Annotated in this window: 13 protein-coding genes; 7 read left to right on the top strand and 6 right to left on the bottom strand. The window is 60.6% G+C overall.

What is annotated here, in order from left to right:
• Window positions 1-31 precede the first annotated feature (31 nt).
• The 4 genes from FHX03_RS02660 to FHX03_RS02645 form a co-directional block, all read right to left on the bottom strand.
• Window positions 32-955, bottom strand: a complete 924-nt coding sequence (locus FHX03_RS02660) for a pirin family protein (protein ID WP_183777282.1) — start codon at window positions 953-955, stop codon at window positions 32-34.
• A gap of 116 nt (window positions 956-1,071) precedes the next feature.
• On the bottom strand, window positions 1,072-1,839 hold the full coding sequence (locus tag FHX03_RS02655; protein WP_183852496.1) for an SDR family NAD(P)-dependent oxidoreductase: 768 nt from the start codon (window positions 1,837-1,839) through the stop codon (window positions 1,072-1,074).
• An 88-nt stretch (window positions 1,840-1,927) separates the two neighbouring features.
• The gene (locus tag FHX03_RS02650) at window positions 1,928-2,179 is read right to left on the bottom strand and encodes an exodeoxyribonuclease VII small subunit (RefSeq protein WP_003545921.1); all 252 of its coding nucleotides are present in this window, start codon (window positions 2,177-2,179) and stop codon (window positions 1,928-1,930) included.
• 2 nt (window positions 2,180-2,181) lie between these two features.
• The gene (locus tag FHX03_RS02645; protein WP_183852494.1) at window positions 2,182-3,117 is read right to left on the bottom strand and encodes a histone deacetylase family protein; all 936 of its coding nucleotides are present in this window, start codon (window positions 3,115-3,117) and stop codon (window positions 2,182-2,184) included.
• 188 nt (window positions 3,118-3,305) lie between these two features.
• Between FHX03_RS02645 and FHX03_RS02640 the strand changes: the two genes are divergently transcribed.
• Window positions 3,306-3,707, top strand: a complete 402-nt coding sequence (locus tag FHX03_RS02640; RefSeq protein WP_097624069.1) for an acyl-CoA thioesterase — start codon at window positions 3,306-3,308, stop codon at window positions 3,705-3,707.
• A 12-nt stretch (window positions 3,708-3,719) separates the two neighbouring features.
• Window positions 3,720-4,139: a hypothetical protein gene (locus FHX03_RS02635; RefSeq protein WP_131711366.1), complete on the top strand. Its 420-nt coding sequence runs from the start codon at window positions 3,720-3,722 to the stop codon at window positions 4,137-4,139.
• Window positions 4,140-4,288: 149 nt separating this feature from the next.
• On the opposite strand, the gene FHX03_RS02630 is transcribed toward FHX03_RS02635, so the two are convergent.
• Window positions 4,289-4,939: a GntR family transcriptional regulator gene (locus FHX03_RS02630; protein ID WP_097624070.1), complete on the bottom strand. Its 651-nt coding sequence runs from the start codon at window positions 4,937-4,939 to the stop codon at window positions 4,289-4,291.
• Between the two features lie 162 nt (window positions 4,940-5,101).
• On the opposite strand from FHX03_RS02630, the gene FHX03_RS02625 reads away from it, so the two are divergent.
• The 4 genes from FHX03_RS02625 to FHX03_RS02610 all read left to right on the top strand — a co-directional run bounded on the left by FHX03_RS02625 (window position 5,102) and on the right by FHX03_RS02610 (window position 10,860).
• Window positions 5,102-6,526, top strand: a complete 1,425-nt coding sequence (locus tag FHX03_RS02625; RefSeq protein WP_183852492.1) for a malonyl-CoA decarboxylase — start codon at window positions 5,102-5,104, stop codon at window positions 6,524-6,526.
• A complete protein-coding gene (locus FHX03_RS02620; RefSeq protein WP_183852490.1) occupies window positions 6,523-8,037 on the top strand; it encodes a malonate--CoA ligase in 1,515 nt (504 codons plus the stop codon). Before FHX03_RS02625 ends, FHX03_RS02620 begins: the two co-directional genes overlap by 4 nt.
• Before the next feature lie 93 nt (window positions 8,038-8,130).
• Window positions 8,131-9,480, top strand: coding sequence for an SLC13 family permease (locus FHX03_RS02615; RefSeq protein ID WP_097624073.1), 1,350 nt, complete (start codon window positions 8,131-8,133; stop codon window positions 9,478-9,480).
• A gap of 276 nt (window positions 9,481-9,756) precedes the next feature.
• Complete coding sequence (locus FHX03_RS02610) at window positions 9,757-10,860, top strand: helix-turn-helix transcriptional regulator (RefSeq protein ID WP_183852488.1); 1,104 nt, start codon at window positions 9,757-9,759, stop codon at window positions 10,858-10,860.
• Between the two features lie 188 nt (window positions 10,861-11,048).
• Here the strand turns inward: FHX03_RS02610 and FHX03_RS02605 are convergent, their stop codons facing one another.
• Entirely contained in the window at window positions 11,049-12,059 is a 1,011-nt protein-coding gene (locus tag FHX03_RS02605) for a PAS domain-containing protein (RefSeq protein ID WP_183852486.1), read from the bottom strand.
• A 494-nt stretch (window positions 12,060-12,553) separates the two neighbouring features.
• Here FHX03_RS02605 and FHX03_RS02600 point away from each other — a divergent pair, with 494 nt between their 5' ends.
• On the top strand, window positions 12,554-14,425 hold the full coding sequence (locus tag FHX03_RS02600) for a methyl-accepting chemotaxis protein (RefSeq protein ID WP_239619825.1): 1,872 nt from the start codon (window positions 12,554-12,556) through the stop codon (window positions 14,423-14,425).
• The last annotated feature ends 101 nt before the right edge of the window (window positions 14,426-14,526 follow it).

Genomic DNA, 14,526 nt, shown 5'->3' with positions numbered 1-14,526 from the left:
GGTGACCGGCGGCGGCCGATCATTGCCGCCGTCAGCCTTCCGGCAAAGGCACGAATTCCTCTTCGTCGCCGGGAACGATATCGAAGCGGCCGCTGCGCCATTCCTCTTTGGCTTTTTCGATCCGCTCCTTCGAGGAGGAAACGAAATTCCACCAGATGTAACGTTTCGAATTCAGCGCCGCGCCGCCGAACAGCATCAGGTGGCAGCCGTCGCTGCCGGCTTCGAGCGTGATCGGATCGCCGGGCCGAAAGACCAGCAGCTGATCGGCGGCGAAGCGGTCGCCTGAGATGACGACCTCGCCGGAGAGCACGTAGACGGCGCGCTCTTCATGCGCTGCGCCGAAAGGAAATTTGGCGCCCGGCTGCAGGTCGAGATCGACATAGAGCGTGTCGGAGAAAACCCCGACAGGCGATGTCATGCCTTCGAACGAGCCGATGACCACGCGCCCGCGCACGCCTGGAGTCTCGATCAGCGGCATTTCAGACTTTTCCGTATGAGCGAAGGAAGGATCGATTTCCTCCTTGTCGTCGGGCAACGCCAGCCAGGTCTGCAGGCCCGACATCAGCAGCGGATGGCCGCGCAGATTGTCGGGCGTGCGCTCGGAATGCACGATGCCGCGCCCTGCCGTCATCAGGTTGATATCGCCCGGACGGATGACCTTTTCGGTGCCGAGGCTGTCGCGATGGCGGATCTCGCCGTCGAAGAGATAGGTAACCGTCGACAGCCCGATATGCGGATGCGGCTTCACATCAAGCGCCTCGTTGGGCTTCAGGATCGCCGGCCCCATGCGGTCGAAGAAGATGAACGGCCCGACAAGGCGCCGCTGCCGCGTCGGCAGCGCCCGCCGCACCTGGAAGCCGCCGATGTCGCTGGTGCGCGGAATGATCAGATTCTCGATCGCATCACAGGCGAAGGCATCGCCGGGCAGGGGATCTTTACCGGGAAAGAAGGACATGATGGAACTCTCCGATCTGAGGCGCCGCTGCAGCAGTTTGAATGATGCAGCTTTACACTGCCCACAGATAGCGCTTGCAGCGCCGCGCGTCCAATCGCGCGCTAAGCCGGCCCGTCTCAGATTGCCGTAAAGCCGTTGTCGACGAACAGATGGGCGCCATTGACGAAATTCGACTCGTCGCTGGCGAGGTAAAGGGCGGCCCGCGCCACGTCTTCGGGCTCGCCGATCCGACCCTGTTGCGCGGCGATGGCGGCATCAGAGACGTCGACGCCGAGCGCCTGCAGGTCGGCCACCTCGCGCAGGCCGTGCGGCGTGCGGATGAAGCCGGGGCAGACGGCGTTGCAGCGGATGTTGCGGTCGCGGAATTCCACGGCGATGGCGCGGGCAAACATATGCACGGCGCCCTTGGTCGTGTCGTAAAGCACTTCCATCGGCGTGGCGGCGACCGCCGAGATCGACGAGGTGCAGACGATCGACCCGCCGCCCGCGGCAATCATCTTCGGCAGCACCGCCTTGGTCATCAGGAACATCGAACGCACATTGACGGCGTGCAGCCAGTCCCATTCCTGAAGCGTCGTTTCCAGGAAGGGTTTGATGACGATGGTGCCGGCATGGTTGAAAAGTACGGTGACGGCGCCGTAGCGTTCCTCGACGCCAGCGACGGCTGAATTGACCGCAGCTTCATCGGAGACGTCGGCCGTCCAGCAGTCGGCCTCGCCGCCCACATCACGGATCTGCTTGACGGTCTCGGCCGCAGCTTCTCCATTGCGGTCGATGATCGCGACACGCGCGCCTTCCGCCGCAAACAGCTTCGAGGCGGCACCGCCCATGCCGGTCGCGCCGCCTGAGATGATGGCGACCTTGCCCTTCAATCTGTCCGTCATGTTTCCGTCCCCTCATGATATTGGAAGGGGATCATAGATCGGCCGCGAGCCGATCGCCAAGCGCCAAAAGGCAGCTTTGCTCTGACCCTCAGGCCCCGTCGAGCGGTTCGACGCCCTGCGGCTTGCCGGCGCGGTCGAGCCTGATCTTCTCGATGCGGTTTTCGGCGGCCGAAAGCAGCGTCTCGCAATGTTTCTTCAGCGCTTCGCCGCGCTCATAGATCTCGATAGATTCATCCAGCGCCACGTCGCCGCGTTCCAGCCGGGCGACGATGCTTTCGAGTTCGGCGACCGCCTTTTCGAAGGAAAGGCCGGATACCTCCGGCTTGGCGCTGTCAGTCATTCTCAACCCTTCATCATTCGCAGAATATGCATGCCCGCCGATTCGGCGAGCCCCTCGAGATCATAACCGCCTTCGAGCAGGCTGACGACCCGGTTCTTCGCGTGCCGGTCGGCCAGTTCGAGCACGCGGCCGGTTGCCCAGTCGAAATCCTCGCCCGTCAGGTTGATCTGCGCCAGAGGGTCGCGGTGATGCGCGTCGAAGCCGGCGGAGATGATGATGAGATCCGGCCTGAAATCGGCAACGCTCGGCAGCACGCGCGATTTGAACGCCTCGCGGAAATGGTCGCTGCCGACATTCGGCGAAAGCGGCGCATTGACGATGGTGTTGTGCCTGCCCTTCTCGTCCTTGGCGCCGCTGCCGGGATAAAGCGGCATCTGATGCGTCGAGCAGAACAGCACCGAGGGGTCGTCCCAGAAGATATCCTGGGTGCCGTTGCCGTGGTGCACATCCCAGTCAATGATGGCGACGCGCTCGGCGCCATGCCGCTTCTGCGCATGGCGGGCGGCAATCGCCGCATTGTTGAAGAAGCAAAAGCCCATCGCCGTCATCTTCTCGGCATGGTGGCCCGGCGGACGGGCGGCGACGAAGACATTGTCGGCGGCGCCGGAAAAGACGTCGTCCACCGCCGCCATCGCACCGCCGATGCCGGTCAGCGCCGCCTGCAGGCTTTTGGGACTGGCATAGGTATCGGCTTCGAGCTGGTTGATCCGGTCCTCTTCCTCAGGAATTTCCCGCATCACGGCTTTGAGATGTTCCTCCGGATGCGCCAGCAGCACCGCATCCGCGCTCGCTTCAGGCGCCTGCCGGCGCTCCAGCCGCTCGAAATTCGGATGTTCGAGCGCGACATTGATGGCGCGGATCCTGTCCGACCGCTCCGGATGGCCGGCGGGCGTCACATGTTCCAGGAAGATCGGATGTTCGTAAAGACGGGTGCTCATGGAGACACTCTATCGGCCGCTTGCGTCATGTTCCACAGCAGATGGGGCATTGCCCGACGATTTCAACAAGCGCTCCTGCGCCCCATCTCGCCGCCGCCGGCATTATAAATTCCTGTCATCTCAGCGGTTTACTTCGAAAAACCCCGTGCTACTGTCGTCAACGGGGAATTTTGTAGGCAGAGTTGTTGATGAGTCAGTCGAAACGCCCGGGTGTAACGGAAATACATGTGCCGTTTCGCGATGTCGATATGACCGGCCAGATGTTTCTGGCCTCCTATATTTCCTATGCCGAGTCCGTCATTGCGAGCTTCTGGTTAGCGCGGCCCGAGGTCGAGGACGAACCGGTCTATATCGCCAGCAAGATTACCTGCGTTCTCCACCGCCCGCTGCATTACGACGAGCCGGCCCTTTTTACCGCCGCCGTCGACAAGATCGGCGTGCGCTCCATCGGCTTCATCGTCTCGATCGATACGGGGGAGGAACGCGCCGCCGAGGTGGAGATCATCTGGCAGGCCCGCAGCGGCGAGGATCAGCAGCCGGTGTCTTTGCCGGAGGAGACGCGGGACTGGCTTTATGGGTTCTTGGATTAGAGGAGCCATTCGGTGACGCGACTTTCAATGCTCGCAACTGGCCTGTTGCTTGTGTCCGTCAGCGCTGCTTGGAGCGATGATGAGCCCCGTCCCTACCAAGGTCCTCTTTTCTTCAATGGCGAGGGTTACGTCAGCACGCGTTTTATTAGCGCAATCGCACCACTAGGTGACGGTTCTCCCATCTATGCAGGTGCCAAGCCGGGGGGCGGAACGGTACTCGCAGTACTGCACTCAGAGCCAGGTCCAGGAGTTCGTGCCGTTCACGTTGTTCCGAATGAGGACATCGTGGTAGTGGTGATCGCGCCGAAGCGCACCGGTCTTATAGGATGGAAAGGCTGGATCAAATTTACGGTTGTGACCGAAGGCTTTCCTGATGGAAACGAGGTTTCCCGGACGTTTCCAGCCGCCATCCAAAAAGTCGACAGCAATTGAACCGATCCCGGAGTTGGTCCAGCGCTGATCTCTGAAGGCGACTGGGTGAGCCGGAGATCCGGGCAGAGTTAAATAAGGGATCGGTAGCGGCCCTATCTTGCGTCAGGAACAGAAAACCAACGCGATTCGGCTTATGTCACGCCCTCCGGTCATCTCGCCGCCATGCTGGCGACCAGATCGCTGAACCTCTCTCCCTGAATGCCGACATGCGTGCGCAGCAGGCGGCGGGCTTCATCTCCATCGCCGGCGAAGATTGCATCGACGATGGCGCAATGTTCCGAGAAAGAGGTCGACAGGCGATTGCGCACCCGCAATTGGAGACGGCGATAGGGGCGCAGGCGCCGATGCAATTGCACGCATTGCTCCTGCAGGAAATCGCTTCGGCTTGCGGCGTAGATGGCCTTATGGAATTCCTCATTGTCGTAGTAGTAGGCATCGCTGTCGCCGGCGCCGGCGGACTGCTCGCAGCGGCCGTGGGTGGCGGTGATCGCTTCCCGGGAGGTCTTGTCCAACCGGCGTGCGGCGAGCGCTCCAGCTAGGCCCTCGAGCTCCGCCATCACCTCGAACATCTCGTAAATGCGGTGCGGCCCCGGATCGATCACGACAGCGCCCCGGCGCGGCCGGATTTCTATCAGGCCGATCGCGTCTAGCTGCATCAAGGCTTCGCGCACCGGCGTTCGCGACACGCCGAACCGATTGGCAAGCACGGTTTCATCCAGCCGTTCGCCGGGGGCGAATTCGTAGGAAAGTATTGCATTTTCAATCTCATCCCGGAGCCACCGGCCGACATTCTCGGACATTTTTCTCCCATCCTTCATACATAAATTTCATTCTTGTATACACGATCATTGACTTCGTGTACGAAGAATGACAGTCTACATACTACAGACCAAGCCCTTCGATGGGAAGCAGGGGTCCAAGGCGCGCATAATGTGGCGGGCCTGCAGAGAGGGGAGAATGACATGCCTGAAGCTTCTTTCTTCACCGACATGCTGCAAAGTATCACCGATCACGGACGCCAGCTTCTGTTTTCCGGCTCGCGCAATACCCAGGCTGCGGCCAAAGCCGATCTGCACACTCTCTGCGAGATGCTGTTGTCGAGTCGGGGTGAAGCATCAGGCATCGCCCTTGCGGCCGAGATACTCGATCGCTGGGGCGCGCTCGAAAGCGCGGGCGCGCAGCAATTCTTCCATATGCTTCACGAAACGTTCGGGCCCGACACGGTGAGGCTCGACCAGGCGATGGAAAATTACCGCGCTGACAAAAGCTCTGCCGCCGTCATCGCGCTCCATCAGGCCGCGGAGCCGCGGCGCCAGGAGCTCCTGCGCCGGTTGAATCATGCGCCGAACGGCACCGCCAGACTGGTCCGTATGCGTCAGCAGCTCCTTGCTTCCAAGGACCGGTCCGAAGCCTATCACGCGCTCGATGCCGACTTCACGCATCTGTTCGGCTCCTGGTTCAATCGCGGCTTTCTGACGCTGCGGCCGATCGACTGGTCGACGCCGGCAAACATCCTCGAAAAGATCATCAAATACGAGGCCGTGCATGAGATCGCCAGCTGGGAGGAGTTGCGCCGCCGTCTGGCGCCGGCCGACCGTCGATGCTTTGCCTTTTTCCATCCCCGATTGGCCGACGAACCGCTCGTGTTCGTCGAGGTGGCGCTCACCCGATCCTTGCCGAATGCGATCGCCGATGTACTCGACGAGGGGAGGGAGCAGATCAATGCCGATGAGGCGACGACGGCTGTCTTCTATTCGATCTCCAACTGCCAGGATGGCCTGCGCGGAATCTCGTTCGGCAATTTCCTGATCAAGCAGGTCGTGGAAGACCTGCGGCGAGACCTGCCGGGCCTGAAGAATTTCGTCACGCTGTCGCCTGTCCCGGGCTTCGCCCGTTGGCTTGCCAAGGCGCGCGATCCGGCCGGCGCCCGGTCCTTGTCCAAAGCGGCCCTGGAAACGCTGAGCCTGCTTGATGACCCGAACTGGCCCGACAAGGAGAAGAGCAGCGCCGAATTGGAGCGCGTGTTGCTGCCGCTTGCGGCGCGCTACTTCCTGACCGAACGGACGCCGGAGGGCCGCCCGGTCGATCCGGTGGCCCGCTTCCATCTCGGCAACGGTGCTCGGCTTGAAAGAGTGAATTTTCTCGGCGACCGATCGCCGAAGGCAGTCCGGCAGGCGCATGGCCTGATGGTCAACTACCTCTATAAGCTCGACGACATCGTGGCCAACCACGAGGCCTTAGCGCAGCGCGGCGAAGTGATCGCCTCGCCAGCCGTCAAAAGCCTGCTCAACCAGAGCGACGAAGGCCGTCGCGGCGGCAACGGCCAGCAAGGCTCTCGAGCCTTCGCACAGATCATGAACTCAACGCTTGGAGGAGGGCGAAAGTGAGCAACCATCTTTTCGACGCCATGCGGGCCGCCGCACCCGATGACGCACCGTTCATTCGGATCGGCAGCGCTCAGACTTGGACCTATGGCGATGCCTTTGCTCTTTCCGGCCGCCTCGCCGGCGCCATGGACACGCTCGGCATTCGCCCCGGCGATCGGGTTGCGGTGCAAGTCGAGAAAAGCGCCGAGGCATTGATCCTTTACCTCGCCTGTCTTCGAATCGGCGCGGTCTACCTGCCGCTCAATACCGCCTATACGCTGGCCGAGCTCGATTACTTCATCGGCGACGCCGAGCCGCGTCTGGTGGTCGTTGCCTCGGCTGCGCGGGAGGGCGTGGAGAAAATCGCCAAGCATTACGGCGCGATCGTCGAAACGCTCGACGCTGACGGCAGCGGCTCGTTGCTCGATCTGGCGCGTGACGAGCCGGCCGACTTTGTCGACGCTTCGCGCTCCGCCGATGATCTGGCCGCGATCCTCTACACCTCGGGAACGACGGGACGCTCCAAGGGGGCGATGCTCACGCATGGGAACCTGCTTTCGAACGCTCTGACCTTGCGCGACTATTGGCGCGTCACCCCCGATGACCGGCTGATCCACGCCTTGCCGATCTTCCACACGCACGGGCTGTTCGTTGCCACCAACGTCACGCTGCTCGCCGGCGCCTCGATGTTCCTGCTGTCGAAGTTCGACGCCGACGAGGTCGTTTCACTGATGCCGCAGGCAACCATGCTGATGGGCGTGCCGACCTTCTATGTCCGCCTCCTGCAAAGCCCGCACTTCGGTAAAGAGGCGGCAGCCAGCATCCGCCTGTTCATATCAGGCTCGGCGCCGCTGCTTGCAGAAACGCACACCCAGTTCCAGGCGCGGACCGGCCACGCGATTCTCGAGCGCTACGGCATGACGGAAACCAACATGAACACCTCCAACCCCTATGAAGAGAAGCGGATCGCCGGGACGGTCGGCTTGCCGCTGCCTGATGTGACGGTGCGCGTCACCGATCCCGCCACGGGACAAGTGCTGCCGCCTGAACAAACCGGCATGATCGAGATCAAGGGGCCGAACGTCTTCAAGGGTTATTGGCGCATGCCGGAAAAAACCGCGGCCGAATTTACCGCGGACGGCTTCTTCATCAGCGGCGACCTCGGTAAGATCGACCGGGACGGTTATGTGCACATCGTCGGCCGCGGCAAGGATCTGGTGATTTCGGGGGGATACAATATCTATCCGAAAGAGGTCGAGAGCGAGATCGACCAGATCGAGGGCGTCGTCGAGAGCGCTGTGATCGGCGTGCCGCATCCCGATTTCGGAGAGGGCGTAACGGCCGTCGTCGTATGCAGACCCGACGCCGGCCTGGATGAAAAGACCATTGTCCGCGCCCTCCAGGATCGCCTCGCGCGCTATAAGCAGCCCAAACGCATCATCTTCGCCGAGGACTTGCCGCGCAACACAATGGGCAAGGTTCAGAAGAACATCCTGCGGCAGCAATACGCCGATCTCTACACAGGGACGTAAGACGGCCGCCCTCTGGGAGGAGGGCGCGTCGGTATCCGCTTCAATATTGCAAACAGCAGCGACGGCGCCGGAGGCGTCGGAGGGAGGGGAATCATGGGTATTGAAATTCTGGCCATAGGCCTGCTGGTCGCCATGTTCATCGTTGCGACGATCCAGCCGATCAACATGGGCGCGCTCGCCTTTGCCGGCGCCTTCGTGCTTGGCTCGATGACCATCGGCATGAAAACCACCGACATTTTTGCCGGCTTTCCGAGCGATCTGTTCCTGACGCTCGTCGCCGTCACCTACCTCTTCGCCATCGCGCAGATCAACGGCACCATCGATTGGCTGGTCGAATGCGCCGTCCGCCTGGTGCGTGGACACATAGGCTTGATCCCCTGGGTGATGTTCCTCGTCGCCGCCGTCATTACCGGCTTCGGCGCTCTTGGGCCTGCCGCGGTCGCGATTCTTGCGCCCGTCGCGCTGAGCTTTGCCATCCAGTACCGCATTCACCCCGTCATGATGGGCCTGATGGTGATCCACGGCGCGCAAGCGGGCGGTTTTTCGCCGATCAGCATCTATGGCGGCATCACCAACCAGATCGTCGCCAAGGCCGGCCTGCCTTTCGCGCCGACCTCCCTGTTTCTCTCCAGCTTTTTCTTCAACCTGGCGATCGCGGTGCTGGTCTTCTTCGTTTTCGGGGGCGCAAAGGTCATGCGGCAGGTACCCGCATCGTCCTTTGGCCCTTTGCCCGAACTGCATCCCGAGGGCGTGTCGGCGTCGATCAGAGGTCACGGCGGCACGCCGGCAAAACCCATCCGGGAGCATGCCTACGGTACGGCGGCCGATACCGCCGCGACGCTGCGCCTGAACAATGAGAGAATTACCACCCTGATCGGCCTGACGGCGCTCGGCATCGGCGCCCTGGTTTTCAAGTTCAATGTCGGCCTCGTCGCCATGACCGTCGCCGTCGCTCTCGCGCTGCTATCCCCGAAAACGCAGAAGGCGGCAATCGACAAGGTCAGCTGGTCGACCGTGCTGCTGATTGCCGGCATCATCACTTATGTCGGCGTCATGGAGAAGGCCGGCACGGTCGATTACGTGGCGAATGGCATATCCAGTCTCGGCATGCCGCTGCTGGTGGCGCTGCTGCTTTGCTTTACCGGCGCCATCGTCTCGGCCTTTGCATCCTCGACCGCGCTGCTCGGCGCGATCATCCCGCTTGCCGTTCCGTTCCTCATGCAGGGACATGTCAGTGCCATCGGCGTGGTCGCCGCCATCGCGATCTCGACGACGATCGTCGATACCAGCCCGTTCTCCACCAATGGCGCGCTTGTGGTCGCGAATGCCCCGGATGACAGTCGAGAGCAGGTGCTCAGGCAACTGCTGATCTACAGCGCGCTGATTGCCATCATCGGCCCGATCGTCGCTTGGCTGGTTTTCGTCGTGCCGGGGCTGGTTTGACGACGGGCAGCCGCAGCCATTGCTTGACGCCGCGGGGCATCGCCCGCGGCGTCAAAATGTCCATGCCGCGCGCGGGCATTCGCAGTTCCATGCGTTTCCCGGCTGGAAGGCGCCAGTAGCCAAATGTAACGACGGTCGAAGTTGAAGCATGCTTCGGTTGTAGTATTGCGCAGCCGGCAGCTACCGGATTTGAACGCGCGAATTCCGTTGCATTTCCGAATTCAACGCTATTGATTATTCGAAGATGCTTTCATTCGCTGAAGTTGAAAATCGATCATGGTTCAATCGACTGACGTCTCATCTCACTTGACGGATTTGATTTATGGAAGTCTCTTCGGCGAGTGCAGCTGGCAGGATTTCCTCGATCGCGTTGCGCAAACGTCGCCGGGCGGCAAGGCCGCGCTGCATTACCACGATCTGACCTCGTCGGTTGCCCATGTTCCCTTCATGTCGGGCTTTTCGCAGGCCGAGGTCGACCAGTTCAGCAGCCACTTTGCCGCGGTCAATCCTTGGATCCCCAGATTGGGTCTCGTGCCCGTCGGCCAGGGCCTGTGCGGCGACGAGATCTTTCCGCGCGAAGAGCTGATCAAATCGGAATTTTACAACGACTGGCTGAAGCGACAGGCCGGATGCGAAACGAGTGTGGGTGTTTCCATCATTCGCGAGGAAGACCGCACCTTCATCTTGTCGACCTCGACATCTTCGGCCGACCCCGATCTCAACAGGGAAGCGGCCCAACGCTACACGATCCTCGCGCCGCATCTGAAGAGGGCGTTCGATTTCATTCGCAAGCGCGATCTGTTTGCGCCGCACGAACACGTAACCCAAACCCTGTTCGACAGCATCGGGGTCGGCCTGATCTATGTTTCGGAGCAAGGGAAAGTCCGTCGCTGGAATAATAGCGCGGAGGCCTTGATGGAAGCCGGCCTGCCGGTGCGGATCACCGCAGATGGCAAGCTCGGACTGCAATGCCAGAAGTCGGCTGCCGTTCTTGAATTCCTGACCTCCCGAAACGGTATGCAGACCAAACCGCACACGGCAATCGTCAACGGCAGGGACCAGGATAACTACCGCCTCACGCTCGTCCGGCTTCAGTCCGATGCGTTTACCGAGTTTCTGGAGGGGCCGACCGTGGCGCTCATTGCCGAGCCGATGCTGGCGAGCCCCCTCAGGGAGCGGCGCGATTTGCTGATGCAGCTCTACAAGCTGACCGCAACCGAAGTCCGGATCGCATCGAGCATCGCATCGGGTCATTCCGCAAGGGAAGTGGCGATCGCCGACGAGATCAGTTACGAGACCGTCAGAACTCATCTGCGGAACATCTATTCCAAGCTCGGGGTCAACTCCCAGGCCGGCCTGGTGTCGCTGCTGATGCGTTGATTGGTATCGGCTGGCTGGAACTGTTGGGCTACCGCTTATCGCGTTTCATGCTTTTGAGGCCGATGGCGCCCCAAGCTGCCATCTCGTGAGACGATAGTCGCTATCCCCGAGTTGCCATTGGTTCCGGTTAAACTGAAATCTTCGGTCGCGGCAGCGGTTCGGCGGCATGATTGCGATACCGAAACCGCTTACCTCTTGGCTGCGAATGTCACCGTTACAACATCCTTTGGTTCAGACAGGAATGTAATGCCATGGATCTCCAGCGTTTCGCGCGCCCGCTCGACGTTTTCAGCTTTGACCGAGTGAGCATCCGCTTCCATACGTCGTATTGTGGAAAAGGAAATGCCCGATCGCTCTGCCAGTTCCTGAGCCGTCCAACCGAGCATTGCGCGCGCGGCCCTGATGTGAACTTCGCAGACCGCATTCTGCAGATTGGGTTTCGCGGGAATATCCTCAACCAACTTGGAGACGCCGTGCCATTCAACGATCTCGCCATCGTTATCGAGTAGGGGAACCGCCGTATTTTCGAAACGCTGAAAAACGCCGTCATGCCGTCGGACACGAACGGAGAGATCCAGTTTATACTTGCCCTCAATCGCTCCCTGCCAAGTCGTGCGGAAATGTTGCCGATCGTCAGGATGAACCGCTGCAAGCCTGTCGTAATCCCTGAGCTGCTCCGCCGTCTGACCGGTGAAGCGCATCCAGTTGGTATAGTCGAGCAGCTTACCCTGACTGTCGGCGCGCCAGAACTCGCCACCCACAAGCTTACGCAACGACGCATTGGCCGCGGCGGCGCGGTTGTGTGCAATTTGCGCCTTGTGATCATTGGTTACGTCCTGAACGACACCGTGGAGGATGGCCAGCCGGCCACTGCGGTCATATTGGCGGTCAAATCTGCTTTCGAGCCAAATAAGATGCCCGTCGGGCCGGATGACGCGAAAGCGGCGCGAGGACAGTTGGTTCGCATGTGCCAACTCTACAATTTCTTCGTGCGCTAGACGGTCGTCGGGATGCACAAGGGATTCATAGAGGTCGAAACTTGCCGCAACGGCTTTTGGATCGAGTCCGACGAGACGATAGAGCCCGTCCGACCACGTCAGTTCCCGCGTGATCAGATCATAGGTCCAGGTTCCCGCTCCGAGGAATACCTCAATCAGTTGCGCTCGTTTTTCAGGTGTTTTTGCATTCCGGAGTGGCATTGCCGCGCGCATCCTCTTTTGGCGAGCCCAGAGCCGTCTTTTACGGCCTTCGGAAGGCAGTGAAGACGACATATATCAATTTGAGCAAGATTTCGCCAAGTGGGCAGATATTCGCAGCTTAATGAGCATTAATTGCTCAAAGTCTCTGATGTGAGCAATTATTGTTCATTAGAAATATGTTGGCTGGCTGCCGCGTTCTTACTGACGAGTTACTCGCTAGCGCTAATCTATACTTCAAACGTGGAAGCTCAGGAATTCGGGATCGGATCGCGAATTCCAGAATATTGCCGGTGAATGATCGTGGTGGCCGTCGAAATCGCAATGCTCCTACTGCCCGCAAAATCTGCGCCGCAGGCAAATATTCGTCTCCTCCTTTCGTCGTCAAACTTGCCAACAAGTTCCTGGCGCAAAGCAACTCCAGATACTTTGCAGGTTCCACGACCAAGCTTTCCACTCCTGTGTAACTCCTCCCCAACAAAACAAAGGTCGCCGCTGTGCCAAATCTATCTGTCTCCCGCCTCATCATGCTGTTTGGAATCATCGTTACGGCAGGCTTGATCCTGGCTGTTGGTCTGCAGACTAAGGCCTTCGAGGAGTTAAGGGTCAGGGGTCCGGTCTATAACGGCCTCGTCGAGGGCAAGGATCTGGTTGCCGATATCCTGCCGCCGCCAATTTTCGTCGTCGAAGCCTATATGCTGGCGACGGAGGGTGCGGTGCATACCGAGCTGTTGCATCCCAATCTCGGCCGCATTGTCGAGCTTCACAAGGGATACCTGGATCGCAAGGCATTCTGGGCAAAGGCCGACCTTCCCGCGGAAGTCCGCGCCAGGCTGTCGGGTGTCTACAGCTCGGCGGACGTCTTCTGGGACGAGGTAGAGCGCACCTATGCCTCTGCCGTCTCCCAAGAGGACGAACACGCCGTTCACGCAGCGCTTGATCACCTGAAGGACGCGTTTCATGCGCATGAAGCGCAGGTCAATGTTCTGGCGCAGCTTAGCAATGTCTGGTTGGCAAAGTCAGAGACCGCCGCTGAGGCCGCCGGCGTTCGGGCGAGGACGCTTGCGCTGTCGGGCAGCGCGGTTTCGGTTGCACTCTTTCTGCTTGGCCTGTGGTTCGTCCGCAGTCGCGCCATCAGGCCGCTCTTCGCGATTGCCGACAACATGCAGGAGCTTGCAGGCGGCGACTACACGAAATCTGTGCCGTTCCTGTCGCGAAAGGATGAAATCGGCGTGATCGCGGGCGCCGTGGAAGTCTTCCGCCATGCCGGTATGGAGCGTCAGCGCTTGCAGCAGGAAATGGATGACAGCCGCGCCGTCGCGCAACGCGACGCAGCCGAACGCAGCCGCCTGCAGGCGCAGCAGGCAGAATTGCTGCAGCAAGTCGTTCAGACACTCGGCGCGGGCCTCGGTCGACTGGCGGACTGCAATATCCGTACCACGATCGATGAACCCTTTGCCGCCGACTTTGAACCGCTGCGGCACGACTTCAACAATTCGATTGCCACCTTCCAGGCCACGCTCGAACAGGTACTGGCCAAGACCGGACATCTCTCGGCCTCGGCGCAGGAGATGCGCGGTGCCGCAGACAATCTTGCACGTCGCACCGAACAGCAGGCCGCAGCGCTCGAGCAGACGTCCGCATCCCTCGAAGAGGTATCGTCAACGGTGCGTTCTTCGGCCGAACGCACAGCCGAAACCCGCGACCTCGTTCGCGAAGCCAAGGACTGCGCCACCGCCTCCAGCCAGGTGGTGGGCGAAGCCGTCCAGGCAATGAAACGAATCGCGGACGCCTCAGGCCAAATCAGCCAGATCATCAATGTCATCGACCAGATCGCCTTCCAGACCAATCTGTTGGCGCTTAATGCCGGCGTCGAGGCGGCGCGAGCCGGAGATGCAGGCAAGGGCTTTGCAGTCGTGGCACAGGAAGTGCGCGAGCTTGCCCAGCGCTCGGCAAGTGCAGCCAAGGAGATCACTGCGCTGATCCGCAACTCGACCGATGAGGTCGCCTCGGGCGTTCAACTCGTCGACGAAACGGGCAAGGCACTTTCAAAAATCGCTAGCTACGTCACCGAAATCGACGCCAAAGTCGATGCGATCACCACTGCCTCACGCGAACAGTCGATCGGCCTACAGGAAATCAGCGGCGCAGTGAATTCAATCGATCAGATGACGCAGCAGAATGCGGCGATGGTCGAAGAGAGTACGGCGATCGGCCACTCCCTCGCAGTAGATTCCCAAATGCTCACCGAACTGGTTGGCCGTTTTAAACTCAATCGTCGCACCCAGGTCCGCGAGCCGGACGCAGCCTGGGCACGCAGACCAGGCGAGGAGTCGGCGAGAGCCCCCAGACTGGCAGCCGTTCGCTAGTGTGTCAGACGGTTTGGAACCGACAGAACCCAACCTGCGGCGGAGCCTGCCGCCGCAGACCTCCTGTATGAAGAACGAGATGCAATGCAGCCGCGCGCTGA

It is taken from the genome of Rhizobium sp. BK456, from assembly GCF_014194045.1.
GTDB classification, from domain to species: Bacteria; Pseudomonadota; Alphaproteobacteria; order Rhizobiales; family Rhizobiaceae; genus Rhizobium; species Rhizobium redzepovicii.
Note: the sequence above shows the minus strand (reverse complement) of the source record. Positions and strands in the feature narration are given on the sequence as shown.

Coding starts and splice junctions, on each gene's coding strand:
- FHX03_RS02660 (WP_183777282.1), bottom strand. CDS start 955: ATGTCCTTCTTTCCCGGTAAAGATCCCCTGCCCGGCGATGCCTTCGCC.
- FHX03_RS02655 (WP_183852496.1), bottom strand. CDS start 1,839: ATGACGGACAGATTGAAGGGCAAGGTCGCCATCATCTCAGGCGGCGCG.
- FHX03_RS02650 (WP_003545921.1), bottom strand. CDS start 2,179: ATGACTGACAGCGCCAAGCCGGAGGTATCCGGCCTTTCCTTCGAAAAG.
- FHX03_RS02645 (WP_183852494.1), bottom strand. CDS start 3,117: ATGAGCACCCGTCTTTACGAACATCCGATCTTCCTGGAACATGTGACG.
- FHX03_RS02640 (WP_097624069.1), top strand. CDS start 3,306: ATGAGTCAGTCGAAACGCCCGGGTGTAACGGAAATACATGTGCCGTTT.
- FHX03_RS02630 (WP_097624070.1), bottom strand. CDS start 4,939: ATGTCCGAGAATGTCGGCCGGTGGCTCCGGGATGAGATTGAAAATGCA.
- FHX03_RS02625 (WP_183852492.1), top strand. CDS start 5,102: ATGCCTGAAGCTTCTTTCTTCACCGACATGCTGCAAAGTATCACCGAT.
- FHX03_RS02615 (WP_097624073.1), top strand. CDS start 8,131: ATGGGTATTGAAATTCTGGCCATAGGCCTGCTGGTCGCCATGTTCATC.
- FHX03_RS02610 (WP_183852488.1), top strand. CDS start 9,757: ATGGTTCAATCGACTGACGTCTCATCTCACTTGACGGATTTGATTTAT.
- FHX03_RS02605 (WP_183852486.1), bottom strand. CDS start 12,059: ATGCCACTCCGGAATGCAAAAACACCTGAAAAACGAGCGCAACTGATT.